Raw genomic sequence first — 22,033 nt, 5'->3', positions numbered from 1 at the left:
GGGCGCGACGTGGCAGGCGCGCTTTGCTAGTCAAACGGACAAGTCTGTCATGAGGTGCCTCCGTTGAGCGTCGTCGCCGCCTATCTCTACCGCGATGGCAAGCGGGTCCGCGATATCTCGATCGACGAGCCTTCGCCGTGCGGCGGCAATCCGTCCGAATTCGTCTGGATCGGGCTGCTGGAACCGACCGACGACGAATTGCTGACGTTGCAGGAGAAATACGGCCTGCATCCGCTGGCGGTGGAGGATGCGTTGAAGGCGCATCAATTGCCGAAGGTGGACGTGTATGGCGACCAATTGTTCGTCATCGCGCGCACCGCTCACCGGCAGGGCGATCGGATCGCCTATGGCGAGACGGCGACGTTCGTCGGGCGCAACCACATCATCACCGTCCGTCACGGATCGGCCCGCGCGCACAGCGACCTGCGCGTGCATCTGGAGGCATCCCCCGGGCTGCTCAGGCTCGGCGTCGATTACGTGCTGCATTCCATCCTCGACTTCATCGTCGACGGCTATCTGCCGATCGTCGAGGCGATTGAGGAGGAAGTGCTGGAGACGGAGCAGCGGGCGATGAACGCATCGCTGATGAAGGACGAGACGTCGCGCCTGTTCGCGCAGCGCCGCGACGTGATCCGTTTCCAGCGGATCGTCGGCCCGATGGTCGAGGTGGCCAACAAGCTCGCCAATCTCGACATGCCGTGCATCGACGCCGAGGCGAAACCGTATTTCCGCGACGTGCTGGATCATGTTCGCCGGGTCGAGAACATGGTCGGGGGCTTGCGCGATTCCCTGACCTCGGTCTTCGAGGTGAGCGCGCTGCTCGAACAGCAGCGCCAAGGCGAGATCACGCGACAGCTTGCCGCCTGGGCCGCGATCCTCGCCGTGCCGACGGCGATCGCCGGGATCTACGGCATGAACTTCAAATACATGCCCGAACTGGAATCGCGCTGGGGCTATCCGATCGTGATCGGCGTGATAGTGGTGATCTGCGTCGGGCTGTACGTTCAGTTCAAGCGGGTGCGCTGGCTATAGCGTGAGCCGCCACGCGACCGAGATGCGCCAGTCCTCGCCATAGCCGGGATAGGGATCGTCGATCGCCCGCGCCGCCTCCAGCCCGAGTTCCGCTTTCTCGCGGTAGCGCGCGCGGACGCCGACGCCGGTCGAGGCCAGGCTGTAATTCTGCCGGCCGGCGCCGCGATCGGCCAGCCCGACCAACCCGCCATCGACGAAGCCGTAGAGTTCGCTCTGCGCGAATTTGGGGGCGCGGATCGGGCGCAGCGCGATCTCGGCCGATCCACCGGCACCCCGATCGCCGGTCAGCAGACCGGTGTCGAACGCGCGGCCGACGCCTTCGCCGCCGACCGCGAAACGCTCCGCAGCCGGAAGGCGGTCGGCACTGTACTGGCCACTCGCCGACAGCCGGACGAAGGCGCGCTTGCCGATCTGTTGCGCGGCGTTGGCCGCCAGATTGCCCTTGAAGAACCTGGCCTCCGCCAGCGGAAAGGTGACACGGGCACCGAGCAGGTCGAGCCCGCGCGAGACCGATCCGCTGACCGAGAACGAACGCCGCTCGCGCGCCTCCGCGAAGCTGCCGGCGATGCGTACCGCGCGCGTCCGTTCGGTCGCGATGAGATTGCCGAACGCGGCATTGTCGCTGTTCAGCCCGTCCACGCCGATGCTGATATCGCCCGAACGGTGGAAATCGCGCAGCCAAGGATAGGCGAGCGACAGGCCGGCCAGTTTCGCCTGGCCGGTGATGTTCAGCCCCTTGGGCCGAGTTTCGAGATAGGCGGCATTGGCGGCGATCGTCAGTCCGCTGGCCGAAAGCGGCGCGGCATAGCCGATCGCGCCGTAGCGATAGCGGCGGAAGTCGCTCGCGGTGCTGGCGTTGAAGCTCAATTGGTCGCCGTCCTTGGCGAGGCCGTAGAATTCGGCGGTCGCGTCGAACTGCCCGTCACCGAGCAGATCGACGCCGCGATTGCTGAACCCGAGCGAGAATTTATGGCGCTTCTGCTTGGGTGTGACGGTCAGCGCCAGCGCGCCGTCGGCGGCGGGATCCTGAAAATCCGCGTCGAAGGTGAGGCCGGGGATCGCACGGGCCAGCGTGATCTGCCGCTCGAACGTCGCACGGGTCAGCGGCGCTTCCTCCGTCAGTCGTGCGAGGCGGCGGCGCAGGAGCGTGTGGCCGTCGCCCTTGACCGTAACGGCGGCGACCTTGCCCTCGGTCAGCAGCACCACGATCGTGCCGCCGCTGAAATCCTGCTCGGGGATCGCGACCGTGTAGAGCGCCACCTCGCTTTTGGCATAGGCTGTCGAGAGCGCGGCGGCGAGCAGTTGCAAATTCTCCGCGCTGGCCGGCTTGCCGAGAAAGGCACGTGCCGCCTCGGCCACCGGGGCCGGCGCCTGCGCGCCGCGAAAGGCGATGCCGGCGATCGGCGTCTGCGAGCCCTTGGTCGCGATCACGGTCTTCTCGCGCTCGGGCGGCGCGCTGCTCGGCGTGGCCGGCGGGCGGGCGCGATCGATGCGATTGCGATCGATCACGATGTCGGAAGGGCCGCTCTGCGACGGTAAAGCGGCGGCGAGCAGCAGGGCGATCATCGCCACGGCCTGTCCCCTTTTGTCATGATTTGGTGCGAAGTGACGAGGCGCGCGTCCACCGGCGCACGCCTCGTCGAGCGATCAATGCCCGGTCAGGCCGCGCACCTTGCCGGTCACGCCGCCGACGATGTTGGTGACGGGTGCCAACACGCCGGTAGTGCTCACGCCGCCGCTCGCGGTTGCGCCCCCGCTGACGCTGCCGGTGATGTTGCCGGTCAGTCCGCCGGTGACGCCGCCCACCACATTGGTCACGGGCGCGAGGACGCTGCCGGTCGTACCGCCGGTGACGCCTGCAACGACCGCCGTGACCGGGGCCAGCACGCCGCCGGTCGTGCCGCCAGTCGTGCCGCCGGTGACACCGTTGACCACGGTCGTGACCGGGGCCAGCACGCCGCCGGTATTGGCCGCGCCGCCCAGGCTGACCAGTGCGCCCGAATTGCCGAGATTGACCGCCGCGACGCTGCCGGTCGCCACCACCGGCGACAGGACCGAGACGCCGAGCAGGCCGGACCCGGAACTTGCCCCGGTGACCGTCTTGGACAGCAGATCGATCTTCACGACTTCACCCAGCTTGCCGCCGGCGCCGTTCAGGATCAGCGACTGTCCCTGCCCGAGATCGACGAGGCTCTGACCGGTCTTGGCCAGCACGTTGGTGACGGTTCCGGTGATCGTGGTGGCACCGGGGGCGAGCCCGTTGATCTTGGTGGCGAGCGCGTTGTGCTTGCTGGACAGGCCGATCACCGTGTTGCCGGAGGTCACCAGCACGGCGCCGACCACCGGGATGCCGCCGGCCATGCTGCCCGATCCGGTGCCGGCGGATCCGGTGCCGCCCGTCGACCCCGTGCCAGTGCCAGTGCCAGTTCCGGAGCCCGTCCCGGTGCCAGAACCCGTGCCGGTACCCGAGCCCGTGCCGGTACCACCGCCGGCGGTGCCGCCACCGCCGGTATCGGTCGGCGTGCCGTCGACGGCGGTCGATCCGACCGAGGCGACGCGGTATGATCCCGAACTGCCGCAAGCCGCCAACGACAATGCGCCGACGGACGTAAGCAAGATACCGAAAGGCTTAGTATGTGCTGTATTAAACATGACACGCCTCCTTTTAAGTTAAGTCAAGCCAATCGGCTCGATTGAACTCAATTCTCGGCGGGTCCGCTATGTTCCCGTAATTGATGCCTAACACGTTGTTAAGTAGTAATACTTTAGCCAGTACACAGTTCAAACCAAAGTTGTTCTATTTATCTATCAAATTGATTTAAATAATTGGCCGTAGCCAACCGATAGCTAATCAAACTGGATTTCGCTTGGGTGCGATGCCGGTATCAATGAATGCGTGGTGGGAAGTCTTCGCCGCCGCGCTCCAGCAAAGCGATGGCGTGGGCGACGTGCGCGCCGGCGATATGTTCCTGCTGGGCATCGAGCATCGCCAATGCGTGACGCAGAAGATCGAGCACTTCGCCCAATCCATCGCCATCTGCTCGATCAACCACCGCGGCCCCCGCCTCAATTGCGAAGCGCCCCAGGGCTTCCTTCGTCGCGGGGCCTTGAATCGATGCGACGATAGCGTGACGCCTCTAACATGGATCAAATGGCGAAATCCAGATAGTCCGTCATCAATTTCCGGCCCCGTTCGCTGAGCGCGACGATCGTCGGAGCCCCTTCGGTGCGGATGATAAGCCCGGACGATGCGAGCCAATCGAGATAGCGTTTCGCGATCCTATGCGAGACGCCCGCCGCGGCGAGCAGATCCGGCTCGGCCAGTGGCCGATCGTCAAGATCATGAGCGCTCAACGCCAGCAACAGGTCCCAGCCCGGCTCTCCGAAACCGTCACGCAATTCGGCAAAGACGTTGTCGCGCAAGCGCCGCGCTTGTCGAAATCGCGCCGCCAGCCGGGCATGGTCCGCGGACATCATCGACGATGTCGTTTCGGGCTCAAGCCGGGACGATACCGGGCGACGACTTCCAGGGTGGATCGGGATCGCCGGAGCGTCGCCGATCCCGGTGCCGCCACGCGCCCGCCGCCGTGGCGAGGACCATCGGATAGGCCCAGATCTGCGCCTGGATGGCGTAGCCGGTCGCCAGCATGGCCGGATCGAGCAGCTTTGCCAGGTGTGCGACGATCGCGGCCAGCTGCCACCCCGCCACCCATAACGGCCAGAACCGGGTCGAGCGCCATGCCAGCACGATCAGGGCCACCAGCAGCAGGACATCGATCGTCGCGGTGCCGATCACCGCCGAGCGATACCCGGCGGCGTCGATCATCCAGTGCACGGGCAGGCCGAGCGCGTAGCTCAGCACCAGCAGCCCCGCCGCCACCCGCTCCGGCGCGCCGCCGCGGAGCAGGGCGTAGCCGCAGCAGAGGACGAGCCAGATCAGGAAGAGCAGCACACTCACGGCCAAGCGCGTTCAGCGTCCGAGGCGATGTCGTCAACCCCGGCCGATCATGCCGCATCGACGATTGCCAGCGCATGCGCCGGTTGGCCGCCGACCTGACCGCTCGGGGCGAACTCGGTCGGCGTATCGCCGTAATCGCCGAAGGAGATCGTCCCCAGCCCCATGTCCTGCTGCACCTGGCGGAACACCAGATGCGCCTCGTGCACGGCCTTGCGCGCCGCGATCAGGTTCATGTTGGCGGTGGCGAGCTGTTCGAGGCCGGCCTGACCGGTGTGGAGCGGCAGCTTCGCGGCGCGGCGGCCCTCGACGGCGATCGCCTGCAACCGGGCCTGAGCGATCAGGGCGGCGTCGAGATTCTTCTCGATCGCGATCAGTTCGGCGGCGGCTTTGCGGGTGAGTTCGAGACGGGTGTTCAGCATCGGAAAAAGGCCCCCATGACGGGGCAGCCCCCGCCGTTAGCGTGTCAACCGATGGACGGCCTCTATCACCGGGCGGGCAACGGACGGGAGCCCGTTGCCGACCGACGTCGCCAGCGCCAGCGCCGCCAGCGAGCCGATCGCGATCGTCGCGATCCACCCGAGGGTCTGCGTCAGCGTCAGCGAATTGCGCTGGCGATGCCGTGACGGCCAGGGCCTCGACATCGCCGATGCCTCCATCGACAAGGCCGGCACTGCATCGGGCCGAGACGCGCCGGATACCCGCGCCGCATCGCCCCCCGACGCTGCACGGGGCAGATCGCCGAACGCCATCGCCGCCGCCTCGCGCCGATCGCGCGCGCCGAGCTGCTCGACCGCCTCGGCGATATAGCCGTCCACGGTGGACTTGCTGATCCCCAGCGCGATGGCGATCTCCTTCGACGTCGCCTGGCGATCCCACACCAAGCGGAGACATTCGCGCTGGCGCGGACTGAGCTGATCGATCGGCGGCGTCACCGGGCGATCGTGCCTTCGGATCGCCGCTCCGGCCAAGCGGCTTCGATCAGGCGATCGCAACGCCTGTCATCGATCGGAGAGTCTGGCCGAACTTGGTGCACAGTCGAACATCCACGCTGCGAGCGGCGACGGGAGATCACATTGCACGAGCGGCCCGCCCGAGTCTCCAAGGAATGGCGGTCGAGGGCCGTGCGCGTTCGGCGCGCATAGCGTGCAAGACCTGCGATCTCGCGACCTGCCGGGCCCTGAAAAACATAAACCCTGCCAAGTCGAAGACCTGGCAGGGTTTATGTTGGTGCACCCAGAGCGATTCGAACGCCCGACCCTCAGATTCGTAGTCTGATGCTCTATCCAGCTGAGCTATGGGTGCGTGGAGGCGGTGCAATAGAGGCGGGTTTGCGGGGACGCAACCCCGTATCTTGCTCGTACGAAGATTGCGTGTCGCTTTTTGCACGCATAGAGCGAATGCCGATGACACAGCTCCGCACATTCGCCGTCCCCGCCCGCCTGCTCCTGCTGGGCGGCGTGATTCTCGCCGTGGGGGGGTGTGTCGAGAAGAGGTCGGCAACCTATCCTTCACTGCTGCCGCGCCCGATCGAGAGTCGCAGCGACGCCGAACCGGTGGCGACCGTGCCGGTGGTCGAACCCGATCCGGCGCTCGACACGGTGGTCGCAAAGAGCCTCGCGGCGGTGGAGACCAACAAGAAGGATTTCGCGATCGCCGCGACGCGCGCCGAATCGGCGGCCAAGGTGGCGAAGGGCGACAGGGTCGGTGGCGAGCGCTGGATCGAGGCGCAGACCGCCTTGGCCGAACTCGACATCATCCACGCACAGGCCTTGAGTGTCGTTACCGACCTGGAACAGGCGGCGATCGCGCGCGCGGCGGACGGCAAGCCGGCCTATCCCAGCCTCGATAGCGCGCATCTGGCGGCGCAGGCCGAGCTGCAGGCGGAGACCGCGACGGTGGCGCGGCTGCAGGTGCTCTTGCCGGCGGCTTGAGTGTTTAGATCGATACGATTGGGGTCGAACGCTCCCCGCTCGCCCTGAGCCTGTCGAAGGGCTGCATTTTCTTTCGACCATCGAAAAGAAAAACGGTGCTTCGACAAGCTCAGCACGAACGGGGGAGTGGGAAACGTCTCTACCGAAACGCCTTCACCAGCGGCAGGATGGTCGAATAATCGTCGGTCCAGGGCGTGAAGCCGGGATAGTCCGTCAGCGGAAGCCAGCGCCGGTCGCGCGCCTTGAGCGCCGCGATCACCGCCGGATCGCGCGACAAGGCGATCCATGCCGATCCCGTGACCGCCACGCCGGCGTCGGCCGGTCGGCTGAAGGTCAGTCCCGCCGCGCTCCACCCGCCGGCCCTGGCTGCCGTGGCCACGACCGGCTCCAGATCGAGGAAGCGGTTCGAGATGTGCACCAGCAGCACCCCGCGCGGCGAGAGGACGCGGCCGTAAGCGGCGAATGCCTCGCGCGTCATCAGATGCATCGGCACCGAATCCGAGGAGAAGGCATCGAGCGCGAGCAGGTCGAGCGTCGCCGCGGTCTCGGCCTGCAAGCGCAGCCGCGCGTCTCCAATCTCGATCCGCGCGCCGCCCGGCAGGCAGCGCGAAAGGAAGCTGAACTGCTCGCGCGCGATGCGCACCACCGCCGGGTCGATCTCGTAGAAGCGCCAGTCCTGCCCCGGCTTCGCATAGCAAGCGAGCGTCCCCGCCCCCAGCCCGACCACGCCGACCCGCGCGTTCGGCCCGTACAACGACGGCAGCGCGAGCATCGCCTGCCCGACGCCCGATTGCGGCACGTAATACGCGGTCGGCGTGCGCTCGCGTGCGACGCTGCCGAGCAATTGCGTGCCGTGGATCGTCGTGCCGTGCGCCAGTTGCCGTACGGTGGCATCGTGCGTGACGGTGTAGACGCCGAAATAGCTGCGCACCCGCGCGTCCGGCTCCATCGAGATCAGGATCGAGCGATAGCCGCCGAACGCGACCAAGGCGCCCGCCAGCACGATGACGAACGCCGCGCGCGCGCCGACCACGACCAGACCCAGCGCCACCACGATCAGGAAGACGAAGCCCGGTGCCGGCATCGCCTCGCTGCCCGAATGCGCAGCGCGGATCATCACCGCCAGCACCACAATCGCCATGATCCCGGCGATGCCGAGCGTGATGAAGCGATAGCGCGCTGCCGATCCCTGCCAGAGGCGGCGCACCTGCGGGATCAGGAACCCCTGCGGCACGAGCACGCCTGCGGCGAGGATCAGCAGCGGATATTCGTAGGTCCAGTCGAACACCAACGGCGCGACCAGCGCGGCGAACACCCCGCCGAGCGCCCCGCCGACCGACATGGCGAGGTAGAAGCCGGTCAGCCGGTCCGGTGCGGGGCGCTGCCGGTACATCGCGGTGTGCAGCGCGACCGAGGCCATGAACAGCAAGACGAGCGCGAGGCCGGCGTTGAGATACGGCTTCTCCTGATAGCCGCCGACCATCACCCCGCCGAACAGCAGGATCGTGACCGGCGCGATCCGCGTCAGGAGGTCGGCGAGGTCGCGGGTTGCGGCGAAGGCGATCGTGAAGCTGAGCAGATACAGGCCGAGCGGCAGCACCCACAGCAGCGGCATCGCAACGATGTCGGTGGTGATGTAGGTCGAGGTCGCCAGCATCAGCCCCGACGGCACGAAGGCGAGCGCGATCCACAAGGCGACGCGGGACCGGGGCGGGGCCGCGCTGACGGTTTCGGCGTGCGCCACGGCCGTCGTCGTGCGCGGCAGCTTGATCGCGCAGGCGGCGATCAGCAGTACGACCACGCCGTAGCCCGCCGTCCACAGCCAGCTCTGCCACTTCACCGCCAGCATCGGCTCGACCAACAACGGATAGGCGACCAGCCCGCCGAAGCTGCCGAAATTCGACGCGGCGTAGAGCGCATAGGGGTCCGCGCCGTCGCTCGACACGCTGAACCAGCGTTGCAGCAGCGGCGCCTGTGCCGAGATCGCGAAGAACAAAGGCCCGATCGATGCCGCCAGCAGCCATGGCACCCACAAGGCCGGCGCGGCGTCGGCGGGCATTTGCATCGCCATCAGGTGGAGCGGCAGCCACAGCATCGCCGCGACCAGCACCGCCAGATGCACGAGCGCCTGCCGCCGGGCGCTTAGCCGCCCGAGCCAATGCGCATAGGCATACCCGCCGAGCAGCAACGCCTGATAGACCAGCATCGCCGAGTTCCACACCGCCGGCGCGCCGCCCAACCGGGGCAACGCCATCCGCGCGACCATCGGCTGGACGAGGAACAGCAGGAAGGATCCCGCCAATATCGCCGCGACAAACAGCGGTCGCCGGCCTGCCCCTGCCTCAGCCTCTAACCCGGCGCCGGTCGTCACGCGGGGCGATCGATGCGATACAGGATGTGGCGCTTGAGCGGGCTGTCGTCCGGCACCAGCGGATGATCGAAATCGCCATCCCGCACGCGAGTCATGCCGAGCCGCTCCATCAGGCCCCAGCTCGCCGAATTGCGTTGCACGGTGATCGCGACGACCTGCGCGCAATCGAGATTGGCCCAGGCCCAGTCGAGGCTCGCCTGCGCCGCCTCGCGCGCATAGCCCTGGCCCCAATGGGGGCGGGCGAACCGCCACCCGATTTCGACGGCGTCGGCGATCGGCGTGTCCGGTGCGCCGGGCTTCAACCCGCAGACGCCGAGGATCGCGCCATCCGCGCGCCGCTCCACCGTCCAGAAGGTATAGCCGAAATCGGCGAGATACCCGTCCATCCGCGCAACCATCGCGTCGTGCGCGGCATCGTCCGGCACCGGCAACAGATAGCGCATGACCTCGGGATCGTCGCACATCGCCCGCATCGCCGCCCGATCGCGTGCGTCGTCGTAGCGCCGGAGGATCAGGCGTTCGGTTTCGATCATGCCGGGCGAGCGATGACGAAGACGACGGTGTCGCGCAAGCGGTCGCCCTCCGCGAAGGAGGGGTGGTGATAGTCCAGCGACGGTTCGGCGTGCATGCCGATCCGCTCCATCAGCCGCTGGCTCTTTACGTTCACGCGCGCGGTGATCGCGACGATGTCGTTTTCGCGGCAATGATCCCAGGCCCAAGCGATGCAGGCGACCGCCGCCTCGCGCGCATAGCCCTTTCCCCAATGTTCGGGGCCGAAGATCCAGCCGATCTCCAGCCGCCCGGCCAGCGGATTGCCCGGATTGCAGCGCTTGAGCCCGCAAAACCCGACGGCCACGCCATCAGTCTTGCGCTCCACCAGCCAGAAGCCCAGCCCCTCGCCGCGAAAGCTGTCGTGCCGCGCGATCGCGGCGTCGGCACCGGCCTCGTCCATGGCGGGTGCGAGGTCGGCCATCACCGCCGGATCGCCGAACCAGCCGTGCAGCGTCGCCCGATCCCCGGGGCCGGGCACGCGCAGCCGCAGCCGTTCGGTCTCGACGATCGTCCCGCTCACGCCGCCAGCAGCCTCGCCGCGTGCAGCGCATGATAGGTCAGCACGCCGGAACAGCCCGCGCGCTTGAACGCCATCAGCGTTTCCAGCACCACCGCATCGCGCTCCGCCGCGCCGGCCGCGACCGCCGCCTCGATCATCGCGTATTCGCCCGACACTTGGTATGCGAACACGGGTACTTGAAACTCACTCTTCACGCGCAGGATGATGTCGAGATAGGGTAGGCCCGGCTTGACCATCACGCTGTCCGCGCCTTCGGCGAGATCGAGCGCGACCTCGCGCAGCGCCTCCTCGGCATTGGCCGAATCCATCTGATAGGTCTTCTTGTCGCCCTTCAGCAGACCGCGCGAACCGACCGCGTCGCGGAACGGGCCGTAGAAGCCGCTGGCATATTTGGCGGCATAGGACATGATCTGGACGTTGACCCGGCCCTCGGCCTCCAGCGCCTCGCGGATCAGGCCGACGCGGCCGTCCATCATGTCGCTGGGCGCGATGATGTCGGCACCCGCCGCCGCCTGGTTCAGCGCTTGCCCCACCAGCACCTCCGCCGTGCGGTCGTTCAGCACATAGCCGCCTTCGTCGAGCAGACCGTCATGGCCGTGCGCGGTGTAGGGATCGAGCGCGACGTCCGTCAGCACGCCGATTTCGGGCACCGCATTCTTCAGCGCGCGGATCGCGCGACACATCAGATTGTCGGGGTTGAGCGCCTCCTCGCCGCCCGCCGTGCGCAGGTGCGGCGGCGTGTTCGGAAACAGAGCGATGCAGGCGATCCCGGCATCGCGTGCCTCTCTCGCCCGGGCGACGATATGATCGACCGACCAGCGCGACACGCCGGGCAGGCTGGCGATCGGTTCCTCCACCCCCTGTCCTTCGGAGATGAACAGCGGCCAGATCAGATCGGCCGGCGTCAGGACGGTTTCGGCGTGGAGCCGGCGGCTCCACGCGCTGGCGCGCGTACGGCGCAGGCGAAGGGCGGGATAGCTTGCGGACATGGCTGCGTGGTAGACAACAGCCAGGCAACTTCCAAGCGTTACGCACCCGAAATCGATCAGCACGCGTTGAGCCGTACATGACCGATACGATCACGTCCGCCGCGCTCATCATCAACACGAAGTCGCGCACCGGCCAGGCGCAGTTCGACGCGACGTGCCAGGCGATGCAATCGCTCGACTTTCCGGTCGATGCGCGCGCCGTGCCCGATCCGGCGCGGCTGGAGGACGAACTGCGCGACGCTCTGTCCAAGAAACCCGATCTCGTCATCCTGGGCGGGGGCGACGGGACGATCAGCGGGCTGGTCGACCTGCTCGTTGGGCAGGACGTGATCCTGGGCGTGCTGCCGCTCGGTACCGCCAACAGCTTCGCGCGCACGCTCGGCATTCCGCTGGATATCCCGGGCGCGGTGGAGGTGTTGCGCACCGGCGCGCCGCGGCGGATCGACCTCGGCATGATCGACAACGATTATTTCGCCAATTGCGCGGCGATGGGCATTTCACCGCAGATCGCGCAGACCGTGCCGCACGGGCTGAAGAAGATGTTCGGGCGGGTCGGCTATCTCGCCTGGGCGAGCTATCAGTTCACCCGCTTCAAGCCCTTCACGCTGATCGTCGGCGAGGGGCCGACCGCCGAGCGGCTGCGCGTCGTCGAGGTGCGCATTTCCAACGGGCCGTACCATGGCGGCACCGAACTGGTCGATGCGGCGGCGGTCGATTCGGGCGAGATCGTGGTGCAGGCGGTGGTCGGCCATGTGAAGCGCCGGCTGGTGAAGAACTGGGCCGCGAGCTTCTTCCGCCACAAGGCGCGACACGAGGATACGCGCGACTTCCACGGCAAGTCGCTGCGCATCGATACCGAGCCGCGCCTGCCGATCTCGATCGACGGCGAGGTGCTGGCCAAGACGCCGGTGACGGCCAAGGTGGCGGCGGGGATCATCCGGGTTATGGCGCCGGTCGTCCAATAGCCGTCATCCCGGACTTGATCCGGGATCCAACACGCGGCTTGGTGGACAGATCGAGGCGAGACGCTCGCCACGCCGGCACATTGGATCCCGGCCTTCGCCGGGATGACGAAGATGAGATAATTCACCCCGTCGGATGCGTCCGTCCGGCGGGTTCGCTCACCGCATGGGCATGTTCCTCGCCATCCTCGGGCTCCGGGGGCACGACCAGGGTCTCCGCCCGCCACGTGCCGCGCGCGTAGAACCAGATCGCGCAGCCCAGCGACACCGCCGATCCGATCGGGAACGCCCACCACAAGGCGTCCGCGCCGATATAGGGCCGCGCGAGCAACGCGAACCCGATCCGCACCGGATAGAGCGAGATCGCCAGGATGATCAGAGGCGCCAACGTCGCGCCGTTGGCGCGCACGGTGGAAAATAGCACCATCGTCGCGCCGAACATCACGAACGTCCAGGACGAGATCAACTGGATATGCCGCGCGATCGGGATCGCCGGGCTGTCGCTGCCGATGAACAAGGCCATCACCGGCCGGTCGAACAGGATGATCGCGCCGATCACCGCCAGCGTGATGATCGTATTGTAGAGGATGCCCGCGCGGGTGATCGCATCGACCCGGTCCCATTTGCCCGCGCCGATATTCTGAGCCGCCATGCTGCTGACCGCGACGCCGATCGCCATCGCCGGCATCTGGATATAGGTCCATAATTGCTGCGAGACGGCATAAGCGGCGGCGGTATCGATCCCCAGCCGGTTGACCAGCCCGACCATCGTGAGGCCGGCGGTGGACATCACCAGCATCTGAGCGCCCATCGGCAGGCCCTTGGCGACGATCGTGCGGACCAGCGCGGCTTCGGGCAACAGATAGCGCAGTTCGTGCCCGCGCAGCCGGATCGGCAGATCGCGGACATAGACGTAGAGGATCAGCCCGAACGTGGAGACGATCGCCGCGATCAGCGTCGCGGTCGCGGAGCCGGCGATGCCCATCTTGGGAAACGGCCCGATGCCGTCGATCAGCAGTGGATTGAGCGTCGAATCGACGATCACGCTCAGTACCATGAACCAGAGCGGCGTCACCGAATCGCCAGTGCCGCGCAGACCCATCTGGACCAGCACGCCGAGCATCGACAGCGGCAGCCCGATGAAGATCACGCGGAGATAGGCGAGCGCCAGCGGCTGAGCCTCGGCCGGCGTCGCCAGCAGATGCAGGATACCGGGCGCGAAGATCCAGCCGAGCAAGGAAATCAGCACCGCGCCGCCGCAGACCAGCCCGACCGCGGAGCCGAACGCCCGCCGCGCCGCCTCGATATCGCCGCGCCCGATCGACTGGCCGACCAGGATCGTCGCCGCCATGCCGAAACCGAAGACGGCGGAGAACATCAGGAACATGATTATGTTGGCATTGCTGGTAGCCGCCAGCGCCCCCTCGCCCAGGAAGCGCCCGACCCAGATCGAATTGATCGACCCGTTGAGCGATTGCAGGATGTTCGACGCGAGCGTGGGCAGCGCGAAGGCGAGCAAAGTCGCGCCGATCGGCCCGACGGTGAGATCGCGCTGGCGGCGACTTGATCCTGCTGCCATGCGCCTCACTCCTTGCCCGTCACCCCGGACGTGTTCCGGGGCCCACCGGGCCGACAATCCAAAGCGCGTTGCCTATGCGGCACGGCGGACCCCGGAACAAGTCCGGGGTGACGACGACGTGCTAACCGAGCCGCGCCAATGCCGCGCTCAGCCGCTCGGCCTCGGCGGCCTTGTCGGCATGATCGGCGCGCGCCTTTTCGACCGCTTCCGGCTTGGCGCGCTCTACGAAGCTCGCATTGCCGAGACGGCCGGCAAGCGCATCGCGTTCCTTTTCCGCCGCCGCGATGCCCTTCGTCAGGCGGGCTTTCTCGGCATCGAGATCGACCACGCCTGCGAGCGGCAGTACGAAGGTCGCCTCGTCGACTACGATCTGGACCGCGCCGCCGGCCGGCCCGTCGCCCCCCGCCAGATCGACCCGAGCGAGACGGGCGATGGCCGCGCTTTGCCGCGCAAGGCGGCCCTTCGTGTCCGCGCCTGCATCCCGCACATGCACCGGCATGCGCACGCCCGGCGAGACGCCCAGTTCGTTGCGCGCCGCGCGAACCTCGGTGACCAGACGGATCAGCCAGTCCACTTCCTTCGCCGCTTCGGGATCGATCGCCCGGGCATCCGCCATCGGCCATTTGGCGACGATCAGATCATAGTCGCGCGGCCCCATCTTGGACCACAATTCCTCGGTGATGAACGGCATGAATGGGTGGAGCAGCACTAGCAACTGGTCCAGCACCCAGCCGGCCACCGCTCGGGTTTCGTCCGCCTCGAGGCCGGTCGCAGGAGCATCCATCTGGCCCAGAACCGGCTTGATCAGTTCGATGTACCAATCGCAGAAGCGGCTCCAGCCGAACTGGTAGATCGCGTTCGCCGCGCCATCGAAACGGTAATCGGCCAACGCCAGATCGACCGCCTGTACAGCCTGGATGGTCTCGGCGATGATCCAGCGGTTGACCGCGAGTTCCGCCTTGGGCGCTTCGAGGTGCTTGCTCGCGACGATGCCGTTCGACTGGCAGAAGCGTGCGGCGTTCCAAAGCTTGGTCGCGAAGTTGCGATAGCCCTCGACGCGCTTTTCATCCATCTTGATGTCGCGGCCCTGGCTCTCCATCGCCGCCATGAAGAAGCGCAGCGCATCCGCGCCATACTGATCGATCAGCCCGAGCGGATCGACCGTATTGCCCTTCGACTTGGACATCTTCGACCCGTCCGCCGCGCGGACCAGACCGTGCAGGTAGAGCGTCTTGAAGGGGACGTCCTTCATGAAGTGGATGCCCTGCATCATCATGCGGGCGTCCCAGAAGAACAGGATGTCGAAGCCGGAGATGAGCACGTCGTTGGGGTAGCGGCCGCCCAAGGTCTCCCTCTCCCCGCTTGCGGGGAGAGGGGCAGTATCGGAGGCCGGCGCTTGCGACTGCCTCTCTCCCCTGCCCTCTCCCCGCGAGCGGGGAGAGGGAGAAGAATCAGGCCAGCCCATCGTCGCGAAGGGCCAGAGTGCGGAAGAAAACCATGTATCGAGGACGTCGGGATCCTGCGCCAGCGTCACGCCCGGCCCGGCTTTCGCCTGCGCTTCGGCCTCCGTCAGTTCGACATACACTTCGCCGTCATCGCCAAACCACGCCGGAATCCGGTGCCCCCACCATAATTGGCGGCTCACGCACCAGGGCTGGATCCCCTCCATCCAGTTGAAGAAGGTCTTCTCCCAGGTCTTCGGCACGATCCGAATCGCGCCCGACTTGACCGCCTCGATCGCCGGCTGCGCCAAAGTCGCCGCATCGACATACCATTGGTCGGTCAACCATGGCTCGATCACCACACCGGAGCGGTCGCCATAGGGCGTCTGGATCGTGCGCGGTTCGGACTCGTGTTCCTCGCCGTCCTTGTCGATGTGCGGCACGAGAAAGCCTTCGGCCTTCAGCCGCACGACGACCGCCTGGCGCGCCTCCGCCGTCGTCATGCCGATGAAGTCCGCCGGGATCAGCCCGTCCGACACCTGGACGATCTGTGCCTTGGCATCGAGCATGTTGAGCATCTCGCCCGCCTTCATGCCGGCGCGTTTGCCCACTTCGAAATCGTTGAAATCATGCCCCGGCGTGATCTTCACCGCGCCCGACCCCAGTTCCGGATCGGCATGGTCGTCGGTTACGATCGGGATCAGTCGACCGGTGATCGGCAGGCGCACCTTCCTGCCGACCAACGCCGTGTAGCGATCGTCCTTCTCGTTCACCGCCACCGCCATGTCGGCGAGCATCGTCTCGGGTCGCGTCGTCGCGACCTCGATGAAGCCCGAACCGTCCTCCAGCGGATAGCGCAAATGCCAGAACTGCCCCTTGATCTCGCGCGTCTCGACCTCGAGATCGCTGATCGCGGTGCCGAGGCCCGGATCCCAGTTCACGAGGCGCTTGTCGCGGTACAGCAGGCCCTGCTTGTGCAGATCGACGAACACCTTGAGCACGGCTTTCGAAAAGCCCTCGTCCATCGTGAAGCGTTCGTTCTTCCAGTCCATCGAGCAGCCGAGGCGACGGAGTTGCTGCGTGATCGTGCCGCCGCTTTCCTCCTTCCACGCCCAGACCTTCTCGACGAACTGTTCGCGCGTGTAGTTGGTGCGCTTGTCCTGGCTGAGCTGCATCTGGCGCTCGACCACCATCTGCGTCGCGATCCCGGCATGGTCGGTGCCGACCACCCACAGCGCATCCTTGCCCTGCAATCGCGCGTGGCGCGCGAGGATATCCTGCAGCGTATTGTCCAGCGCATGGCCGATATGCAGGTTGCCGGTCACGTTGGGGGGCGGATTGACGATCGTCCACGGCTCCGCACCGGGGCGGTCGGGGCGGAACTTGTCGGTCGCCTCCCAATGCGCATACCAGCGCGATTCGATTTCGGCGGGGTCAAAGGTTTTCGGGAGTTCGGTCATGGGGAGGCCTTAGCTGTCCATCAAAGCACATGCCAAGTGTCAGGATTGGTCAGTTTAGGAGTTCCCACCCCAGCACCGTTCAAAGCGGCCAGAAGGTCGTTTGGAAATTCTCTGATCTGAACGAGATAGCCGCTTCGCAATCCCCCAACCAGCTCGGGCTCGCCAGTCGAGTTGTTGAAGACCAAACACTCGTCCACGTGCGTTGCAAACCATGCCAGCTGATCGAACGAGCGCTGGCGACGCGCAGCTACCTTATCGGCCGGCACGTCATGTCCCCCTTCCGCCACCCGATTACGGATCCGAGCGAGTTGCAATTCAACGGTATCGAGGATGACGTAAATCATCCTAATCTCAAACCCACGAGTTTTGGCCAATTCAACCAGGCGGCGATATTTAGGTGACGAGAGCACGGTCTCGACGCCGATCGTCTGATAGGCGTTAATCGAGGCTTCGAGCCATTCCTCGACCCGCCGAACCGCCGCAAGATTCGCATCTTCCAGATCAAGACGCTCTGACTCGGCAATCTTCGACGTCAGCAAATCCGGATTGATGATCCAGACGGAGCCGCCCCAGCCTTCGATATCCGTGCGATTGTACAGCGAACTCTTGCCGCTGCCGTTCGGCCCGGCGATGATCCAGAAGATCGGTTTATCAGGCCTGCGCGGCGTCTTGTTGGGCACGCGCGCGCTTCCGCTGCTCCGTCTTGATGCGACGCACGTTGGAGCGGAATGCCGCCAGCATGTCCAGCGCAAAGGTCGCGCTGTTTGCCTGCACGACCTTCATCTGGATCATCGATCCGTCCGGTGCCTGCACGCGCTTCGTCGGCAGGTCGCTCGGACGGATTTGTTTGGGCTTCGGCATGGTGTTTCTCCACCTCCAAGATAGGCAGCGCCGAGGATCAAGGGAAGCGGTTACTTCTTCCCCGTATACGTTCCCATCCAGCCGAGCACCTCGCGGTACCATTGGCGCGAGTTCTTTGGTTTGAGCACCCAGTGATTCTCGCTCGGGTTGACGAGCAGGCGCGATGGGATGCCCCGGCGTTGCAGCGCGGTGAAGGTGGCGAGGCCCTGCGTGTAGGGGATGCGGAAATCCTTCTCGCCGGTGATCACCAGCATCGGTGTCTTCCACGCGGTGACGTAGTTGACCGGGTTCCATTTCTCGAACGCCTGCGGGTCTTCGAAATAGGCCTTTCCGCCATGTTCCCACTCGTCAAACCACAATTCCTCGGTCTCATAGGCCATGGCGCGGGCATCGAACACGCCGTCATGCTGCACGATGCATTTGAAGCGATCGGGCCATTGGCCTTCGAACCAGTTCATCATGTAGCCGCCATAGGACGCGCCGAGCGCGCAGGCATTGTCGGCGTCGAGCCAGGCGAACTTCGTCGTCGCCGCCTTCAGGCCCTTCTGGAGATCCTCCAGCGGCCAGCCGCCCCAATTGTTGCGGATCGCATCAGTGAAGGCTTGGCCGTAGCCGGTCGAACCGTGGAAATCGACCGCGACCAGGCCGTAGCCGGCGCCCGCGAACACCGCCGGGTTCCAGCGATACGACCAGCTGTTGTTGCTCGACCCCTGCGGCCCGCCATGCACCATGTATGCGATCGGCACCTTGCCGCTGCTGCCGTACGGCTTCACCGCATAGCCCCAGACGGTATCGTTGTTCGCGCCGGTGAAGCTGAACCGCGTGACGGTCGGCATGTCGATCCCGGCGAGCTTGTCGGCGTTGACCGCGGTCAGCCGGGTCGTGCGCTTGCCGTCGAGACGGTAGAAATCGTCCGGCGCGGTCAGGCTGTTCATCGCGAAGACGATGCCCTTGGGCGTCGGCACGATGCCCGAAACGTGGCCGGCCTGGGTCAGGCGCGTGACCTTGCCGGTCGCGGCGGCGACGGCGAAGGCGGGGGTTTCCTGCACGTCGTCGGCGGTGACGTAGATTGTCTTGCTGTCGTTGCTCCATGCGATCGACCCGACCGAGCGATCCCAGCCTTGCGTCAGCGCGCGTACCTGCCCGCTGGCGAGATCGCGCAGCATCAGCACTTGGCGGTCGGCCTCGTAGCCGGGGCGCGCCATCGAGAAATAGGCCAGGCTGCGGCCATCGGGCGAAACGGTCGGCAGATTGTCCATGCCGCGATTGGCCGCGGTCAGATTGACCGGGGGGGTCGATCCGTCGGCAGGTGCGGCGAAGATGTCGAGATTGGTCGACAGCGGTTCGATCCGCCCGGCCTCGCGCAGCGCGAAATAGACGGTCTTGCCGTCCGCGCTCCACGACACTTCCTCGCCGCCGCCCGAAGGCTTGGACGGCGCATCGCCGACCAGCGTCTTCTCGATCGCCACGCCGTCGCCGGGCGCGCCATCGGGACCGAGCGGCAGGACGAACAATTGCGACCGCGTGCCATCCGCCCACGTATCCCAATGTCGCACGAACAGTTGATCATAGGTCCGCCCCTGCCCCGCGTTCGGATCCTTCTTGGTCATCGCAGGCGCCAGGCTCGGCGCGCCGGGCAGGCGATCGGCCCAGACGAGGATCTTGTCGCCGGTCGGAGCGACCTTGAACCCGCCGAAGCCGCCCTGGAAGCCGGTCAGCTTCTTCGCGGCCGACCCGTCGATGCCGATCGCCCAGATCGCGTCGTCGCCGCCCTTGTCGGACTGGAAGAACACGGTGCGGCCGTCCGCGGAGAATTGCGGTGCGGTTTCGTTGACGTCGGCTTCGGCCGCGAGCTTCTCGGGCTTTGCACCTTTGCGCGAGAGATCGAGCCGCCACAGGTCGAACCGGCCCTTGTCGGCGGCGAGATCAGTCTCGCGCTGCTGCCAGACGAGCCAGCGTCCGTCCCGCGACACGTCGGGTGACGAGGCGCGCGACAGCATCGTCACGTCGTCGATGGTGATCTGGCGGGCAGCGGCCGGGGTTGCGGCTACGGCGCCAAGAATCAGGGCGGGGGCGAGCGTGCTCGCGGACAGGATCGTCTTCATGGCCGCGAGTGATAGGCCAATTTTCGGGGCGGGTGCAACGGCAGCAACTGCCGTCGTGCTGATCTTGTTTCAGCATCCAGGCGCAGTCATCCGCACCACTGATAATATCGATATTGGCAACCGACCGCGCCTGGATCCTGAAACGAGTTCAGGATGACCATCTCTTGAGGATACGGACGTTCAGTGCTGGCCGGTGATCCGGGCGATTTCCTTGGCCACCATCTGCTCGACCAGACCGGGCAGCTTGGCGTCGAGCCAGTCGCGCAGCATCGGGCGGAGCATCTCGCGGACCAGAGCTTCCAGCGTGTCGGCACCGCCGACCTCGGGCTTCACCACCATCCGCGACAAGGCTTCGAGCGGACCACGCGTCGCCTGGGTGGCTTGCGCGGAGATGATCGAATCAGCGAGCGCTGCCGACGCCTCGACCCTCTGTGCCACCGGGAGCGGCGCGGGCGGCTCGACACGAACCGGCTCCACGCGCGCCTGCTCGACCGGCGCAGGAACGATCCGCTCCGGCGCGGCGGCACGCACCGGCTCGCTCAGTTCAAGAATCTCGTCGCGATCGAAATCGTCGATATCAGCGCGCGGGATCGGCAGGGGCGCACGCGGCGCGGCCGCGGCACGACGCGAGCTACGCGCCGCAACCGCCGCATCGCCTTCCTCGGCGATGATGCGTTTGATCGACGAGAGGATGTCCTCCATCGACGGTTCGGCGCTGATATCCCCCATCGATCAACCCTTGGCGCACGGCATCGCGATCTCGTGATGCTTAACGCGGTGTTCCTGCGGGATTTGCAACGTCCCTGTCAACCGGCGTGTCGAGAATCGGATCGAGCGGCTTGGTCACTTCCGCGCCCTGCGCCTTGGTGTCGCGCGTCGTGGTCGCCAGCGGCACCGGCTCGGGATCGGACCCCCAATCGGACAGTTTGTGGCGTACGCGCTTGTAATTAACCACCGGATCGTAGAGCGCGCCACCGTCCAGCCCGAGATCGCGCGCCTCGGCCCGGCCCATCGCCGCCTGCAACGCGAAGCGCGCGACATAGGCATCGCGCCGCGCCGTCACCAAGGTGACCTGCGAGTTGAGCAGTTCCTGCTCGGCGTTCAGGATGTCGAGGATCGTGCGGTTGCCCACGCTGTTCTCGGCGCGCACACCTTCCAGCGACAGGCGGTTGGCGTTCACCGCCACCTCGGACGAGGCGATCACCTCCTCCGAAGACTTCCACACGGCATAGGCCGAGCGCGTATTGGCGATCACCTGGCGTTCCGCCTCGGTCACCTGCTCGATCGCCTGCCCGCGCCGCTCCTGCGCCTGACGGACCTGCGCCGCCGGACGACCGCCCTGATAGAGCGGCAAGGTAAGGCCGAGGCCGACCGTCGCCGCGGTACCGTTCTGCGGGACCGACTGTCCGGTGGTGGAGCCGAGCGAGCCCAGATAGTTGTAATAATTTCCGCCGACGTTGGCGTTCAGTTTCGGCAGGCGCGCGGCGCGCGCGACGCCTTCGTCGTAGCGCGCCGCATCGCGGGCCTTTTCCGCCGCGAGCAGCGCCGGATTGTTGCGGATCGCTATGTCCACCGCCGCATCCGGATCGGTCGGGCTGTCGGGCACCGGCGGAGGCGTTTCGAGCGTGCCCGGCGCATTGCCGATCAGGCGGATATAGCTTTCGCGGCTGGAGATCAGCCGCGCCTCGGCGGTCTGCAACTGGCTGCGCGCCACGGCCAGACGGGCTTGCGACTGCGCCACGTCGGTGCGCGTCAGATCGCCGACCTGAAAGCGATCGCTGCTCGCCTGCAGATTGACGTCCAGCACCCGGACGTTCTGGCGGTTGAGCGACACGATCGCCTCGTCGCGGATCACGTCCATGTACGCGCCCACGACGGCGGTGAAGAGTTGCGATTCGGTGTTGCGCAGGCCGAAGCGGCTCTGCTCGACACGGACTTCCGCCGCCCTCACCGCATTGCGCACCGCGCCGCCGGCATAGATCGGCACCGAAAAGGTCGTCGACGCGGTCGCCTGGCGTGCCGGCGCGAGGAAGCTGTTCTGCGCGTTGACGACGTTCTCGGTATAATTGCCCGAGACGTTGAGCGACGGCAGCCCCTGCGAGCGCGCGATCGGCACGTTCTCGTCCACCGCGCGCACGTTGGCGCGGTCGGCCGAGAGCGTCGGGTTGGTATTGTACGCCCTGAGCAACGCCTCTTTCAGCGTTTCGGCCATGGCAGGCGCGGCGACCATGGTCAGCGCGCTACCAAGCAGAAGATAAGTCCGGCGCATCA

At 66.4% G+C, this 22,033-nt stretch carries 21 protein-coding genes and 1 tRNA gene; 3 read left to right on the top strand and 19 right to left on the bottom strand.

Annotated elements, in window-relative coordinates; all coding sequences use genetic code 11:
• Window positions 1-63 precede the first annotated feature (63 nt).
• Window positions 64-1,032: a magnesium and cobalt transport protein CorA gene (locus tag ASG11_RS11240; RefSeq protein ID WP_055780754.1), complete on the top strand. Its 969-nt coding sequence runs from the start codon at window positions 64-66 to the stop codon at window positions 1,030-1,032.
• Here ASG11_RS11240 and ASG11_RS11235 read toward each other — a convergent pair.
• The 8 genes from ASG11_RS11235 to ASG11_RS11205 form a co-directional block, all read right to left on the bottom strand.
• On the bottom strand, window positions 1,027-2,598 hold the full coding sequence (locus ASG11_RS11235) for a ShlB/FhaC/HecB family hemolysin secretion/activation protein (RefSeq protein ID WP_055779073.1): 1,572 nt from the start codon (window positions 2,596-2,598) through the stop codon (window positions 1,027-1,029). The two genes, ASG11_RS11240 and ASG11_RS11235, sit on opposite strands and share 6 nt — an antisense overlap.
• Window positions 2,599-2,679: 81 nt before the next feature.
• On the bottom strand, window positions 2,680-3,648 hold the full coding sequence (locus tag ASG11_RS11230) for a hypothetical protein (protein ID WP_156363741.1): 969 nt from the start codon (window positions 3,646-3,648) through the stop codon (window positions 2,680-2,682).
• Window positions 3,649-3,917: 269 nt separating this feature from the next.
• Complete coding sequence (locus ASG11_RS18765; protein ID WP_156363740.1) at window positions 3,918-4,058, bottom strand: hypothetical protein; 141 nt, start codon at window positions 4,056-4,058, stop codon at window positions 3,918-3,920.
• A gap of 121 nt (window positions 4,059-4,179) precedes the next feature.
• The gene (locus ASG11_RS11225; protein WP_156363739.1) at window positions 4,180-4,455 is read right to left on the bottom strand and encodes a hypothetical protein; all 276 of its coding nucleotides are present in this window, start codon (window positions 4,453-4,455) and stop codon (window positions 4,180-4,182) included.
• Window positions 4,456-4,528: 73 nt separating this feature from the next.
• The gene (locus ASG11_RS11220; protein WP_156363738.1) at window positions 4,529-4,990 is read right to left on the bottom strand and encodes a hypothetical protein; all 462 of its coding nucleotides are present in this window, start codon (window positions 4,988-4,990) and stop codon (window positions 4,529-4,531) included.
• Window positions 4,991-5,037: 47 nt separating this feature from the next.
• Window positions 5,038-5,409 (bottom strand): hypothetical protein, encoded by a 372-nt coding sequence (locus ASG11_RS11215; RefSeq protein ID WP_055779061.1) that lies wholly within the window; start codon window positions 5,407-5,409, stop codon window positions 5,038-5,040.
• 36 nt (window positions 5,410-5,445) lie between these two features.
• The gene (locus ASG11_RS11210) at window positions 5,446-5,922 is read right to left on the bottom strand and encodes a helix-turn-helix domain-containing protein (RefSeq protein WP_168371729.1); all 477 of its coding nucleotides are present in this window, start codon (window positions 5,920-5,922) and stop codon (window positions 5,446-5,448) included.
• A gap of 293 nt (window positions 5,923-6,215) precedes the next feature.
• Window positions 6,216-6,292, bottom strand: a tRNA-Arg gene (locus ASG11_RS11205).
• A 101-nt stretch (window positions 6,293-6,393) separates the two neighbouring features.
• On the opposite strand from ASG11_RS11205, the gene ASG11_RS11200 reads away from it, so the two are divergent.
• Window positions 6,394-6,921: a hypothetical protein gene (locus ASG11_RS11200; RefSeq protein WP_156363737.1), complete on the top strand. Its 528-nt coding sequence runs from the start codon at window positions 6,394-6,396 to the stop codon at window positions 6,919-6,921.
• Between the two features lie 139 nt (window positions 6,922-7,060).
• On the opposite strand, the gene ASG11_RS11195 is transcribed toward ASG11_RS11200, so the two are convergent.
• From ASG11_RS11195 to hemB, 4 genes are all read right to left on the bottom strand, one after another.
• A complete protein-coding gene (locus ASG11_RS11195) occupies window positions 7,061-9,187 on the bottom strand; it encodes a fused MFS/spermidine synthase (RefSeq protein ID WP_168371743.1) in 2,127 nt (708 codons plus the stop codon).
• 101 nt (window positions 9,188-9,288) lie between these two features.
• Complete coding sequence (locus ASG11_RS11190) at window positions 9,289-9,825, bottom strand: GNAT family N-acetyltransferase (RefSeq protein WP_055779047.1); 537 nt, start codon at window positions 9,823-9,825, stop codon at window positions 9,289-9,291.
• A complete protein-coding gene (locus ASG11_RS11185; protein WP_055779045.1) occupies window positions 9,822-10,364 on the bottom strand; it encodes a GNAT family N-acetyltransferase in 543 nt (180 codons plus the stop codon). Before ASG11_RS11185 ends, ASG11_RS11190 begins: the two co-directional genes overlap by 4 nt.
• Window positions 10,361-11,353 (bottom strand): porphobilinogen synthase, encoded by a 993-nt coding sequence (gene hemB, locus ASG11_RS11180; protein ID WP_055779043.1) that lies wholly within the window; start codon window positions 11,351-11,353, stop codon window positions 10,361-10,363. Before hemB ends, ASG11_RS11185 begins: the two co-directional genes overlap by 4 nt.
• 77 nt (window positions 11,354-11,430) lie before the next feature.
• Between hemB and ASG11_RS11175 the strand changes: the two genes are divergently transcribed.
• Window positions 11,431-12,318, top strand: coding sequence for a diacylglycerol/lipid kinase family protein (locus ASG11_RS11175; protein ID WP_055779040.1), 888 nt, complete (start codon window positions 11,431-11,433; stop codon window positions 12,316-12,318).
• Between the two features lie 121 nt (window positions 12,319-12,439).
• Here the strand turns inward: ASG11_RS11175 and ASG11_RS11170 are convergent, their stop codons facing one another.
• The 7 genes from ASG11_RS11170 to ASG11_RS11140 form a co-directional block, all read right to left on the bottom strand.
• Window positions 12,440-13,894 (bottom strand): MATE family efflux transporter, encoded by a 1,455-nt coding sequence (locus ASG11_RS11170; RefSeq protein ID WP_055779037.1) that lies wholly within the window; start codon window positions 13,892-13,894, stop codon window positions 12,440-12,442.
• A 121-nt stretch (window positions 13,895-14,015) separates the two neighbouring features.
• Window positions 14,016-16,796, bottom strand: coding sequence for a valine--tRNA ligase (locus ASG11_RS11165; RefSeq protein WP_055779035.1), 2,781 nt, complete (start codon window positions 16,794-16,796; stop codon window positions 14,016-14,018).
• Window positions 16,797-16,816: 20 nt separating this feature from the next.
• Entirely contained in the window at window positions 16,817-17,476 is a 660-nt protein-coding gene (locus tag ASG11_RS11160; protein ID WP_055779031.1) for an AAA family ATPase, read from the bottom strand.
• Window positions 17,448-17,657: a hypothetical protein gene (locus ASG11_RS11155; protein ID WP_055779030.1), complete on the bottom strand. Its 210-nt coding sequence runs from the start codon at window positions 17,655-17,657 to the stop codon at window positions 17,448-17,450. The genes ASG11_RS11160 and ASG11_RS11155 overlap by 29 nt, the downstream gene beginning before the upstream one ends.
• 50 nt (window positions 17,658-17,707) lie before the next feature.
• Window positions 17,708-19,762 (bottom strand): S9 family peptidase, encoded by a 2,055-nt coding sequence (locus tag ASG11_RS11150; protein ID WP_055779027.1) that lies wholly within the window; start codon window positions 19,760-19,762, stop codon window positions 17,708-17,710.
• Window positions 19,763-19,942: 180 nt separating this feature from the next.
• Window positions 19,943-20,491: a DUF2497 domain-containing protein gene (locus ASG11_RS11145; protein ID WP_168371728.1), complete on the bottom strand. Its 549-nt coding sequence runs from the start codon at window positions 20,489-20,491 to the stop codon at window positions 19,943-19,945.
• Window positions 20,492-20,531: 40 nt separating this feature from the next.
• On the bottom strand, window positions 20,532-22,031 hold the full coding sequence (locus tag ASG11_RS11140; RefSeq protein ID WP_055779024.1) for a TolC family outer membrane protein: 1,500 nt from the start codon (window positions 22,029-22,031) through the stop codon (window positions 20,532-20,534).
• Window positions 22,032-22,033 lie beyond the last annotated feature (2 nt).

The sequence above is a fragment of the Sphingomonas sp. Leaf357 genome, assembly GCF_001423845.1.
Taxonomy (GTDB): Bacteria; Pseudomonadota; Alphaproteobacteria; order Sphingomonadales; family Sphingomonadaceae; genus Sphingomonas.
Note: the sequence above shows the minus strand (reverse complement) of the source record. Positions and strands in the feature narration are given on the sequence as shown.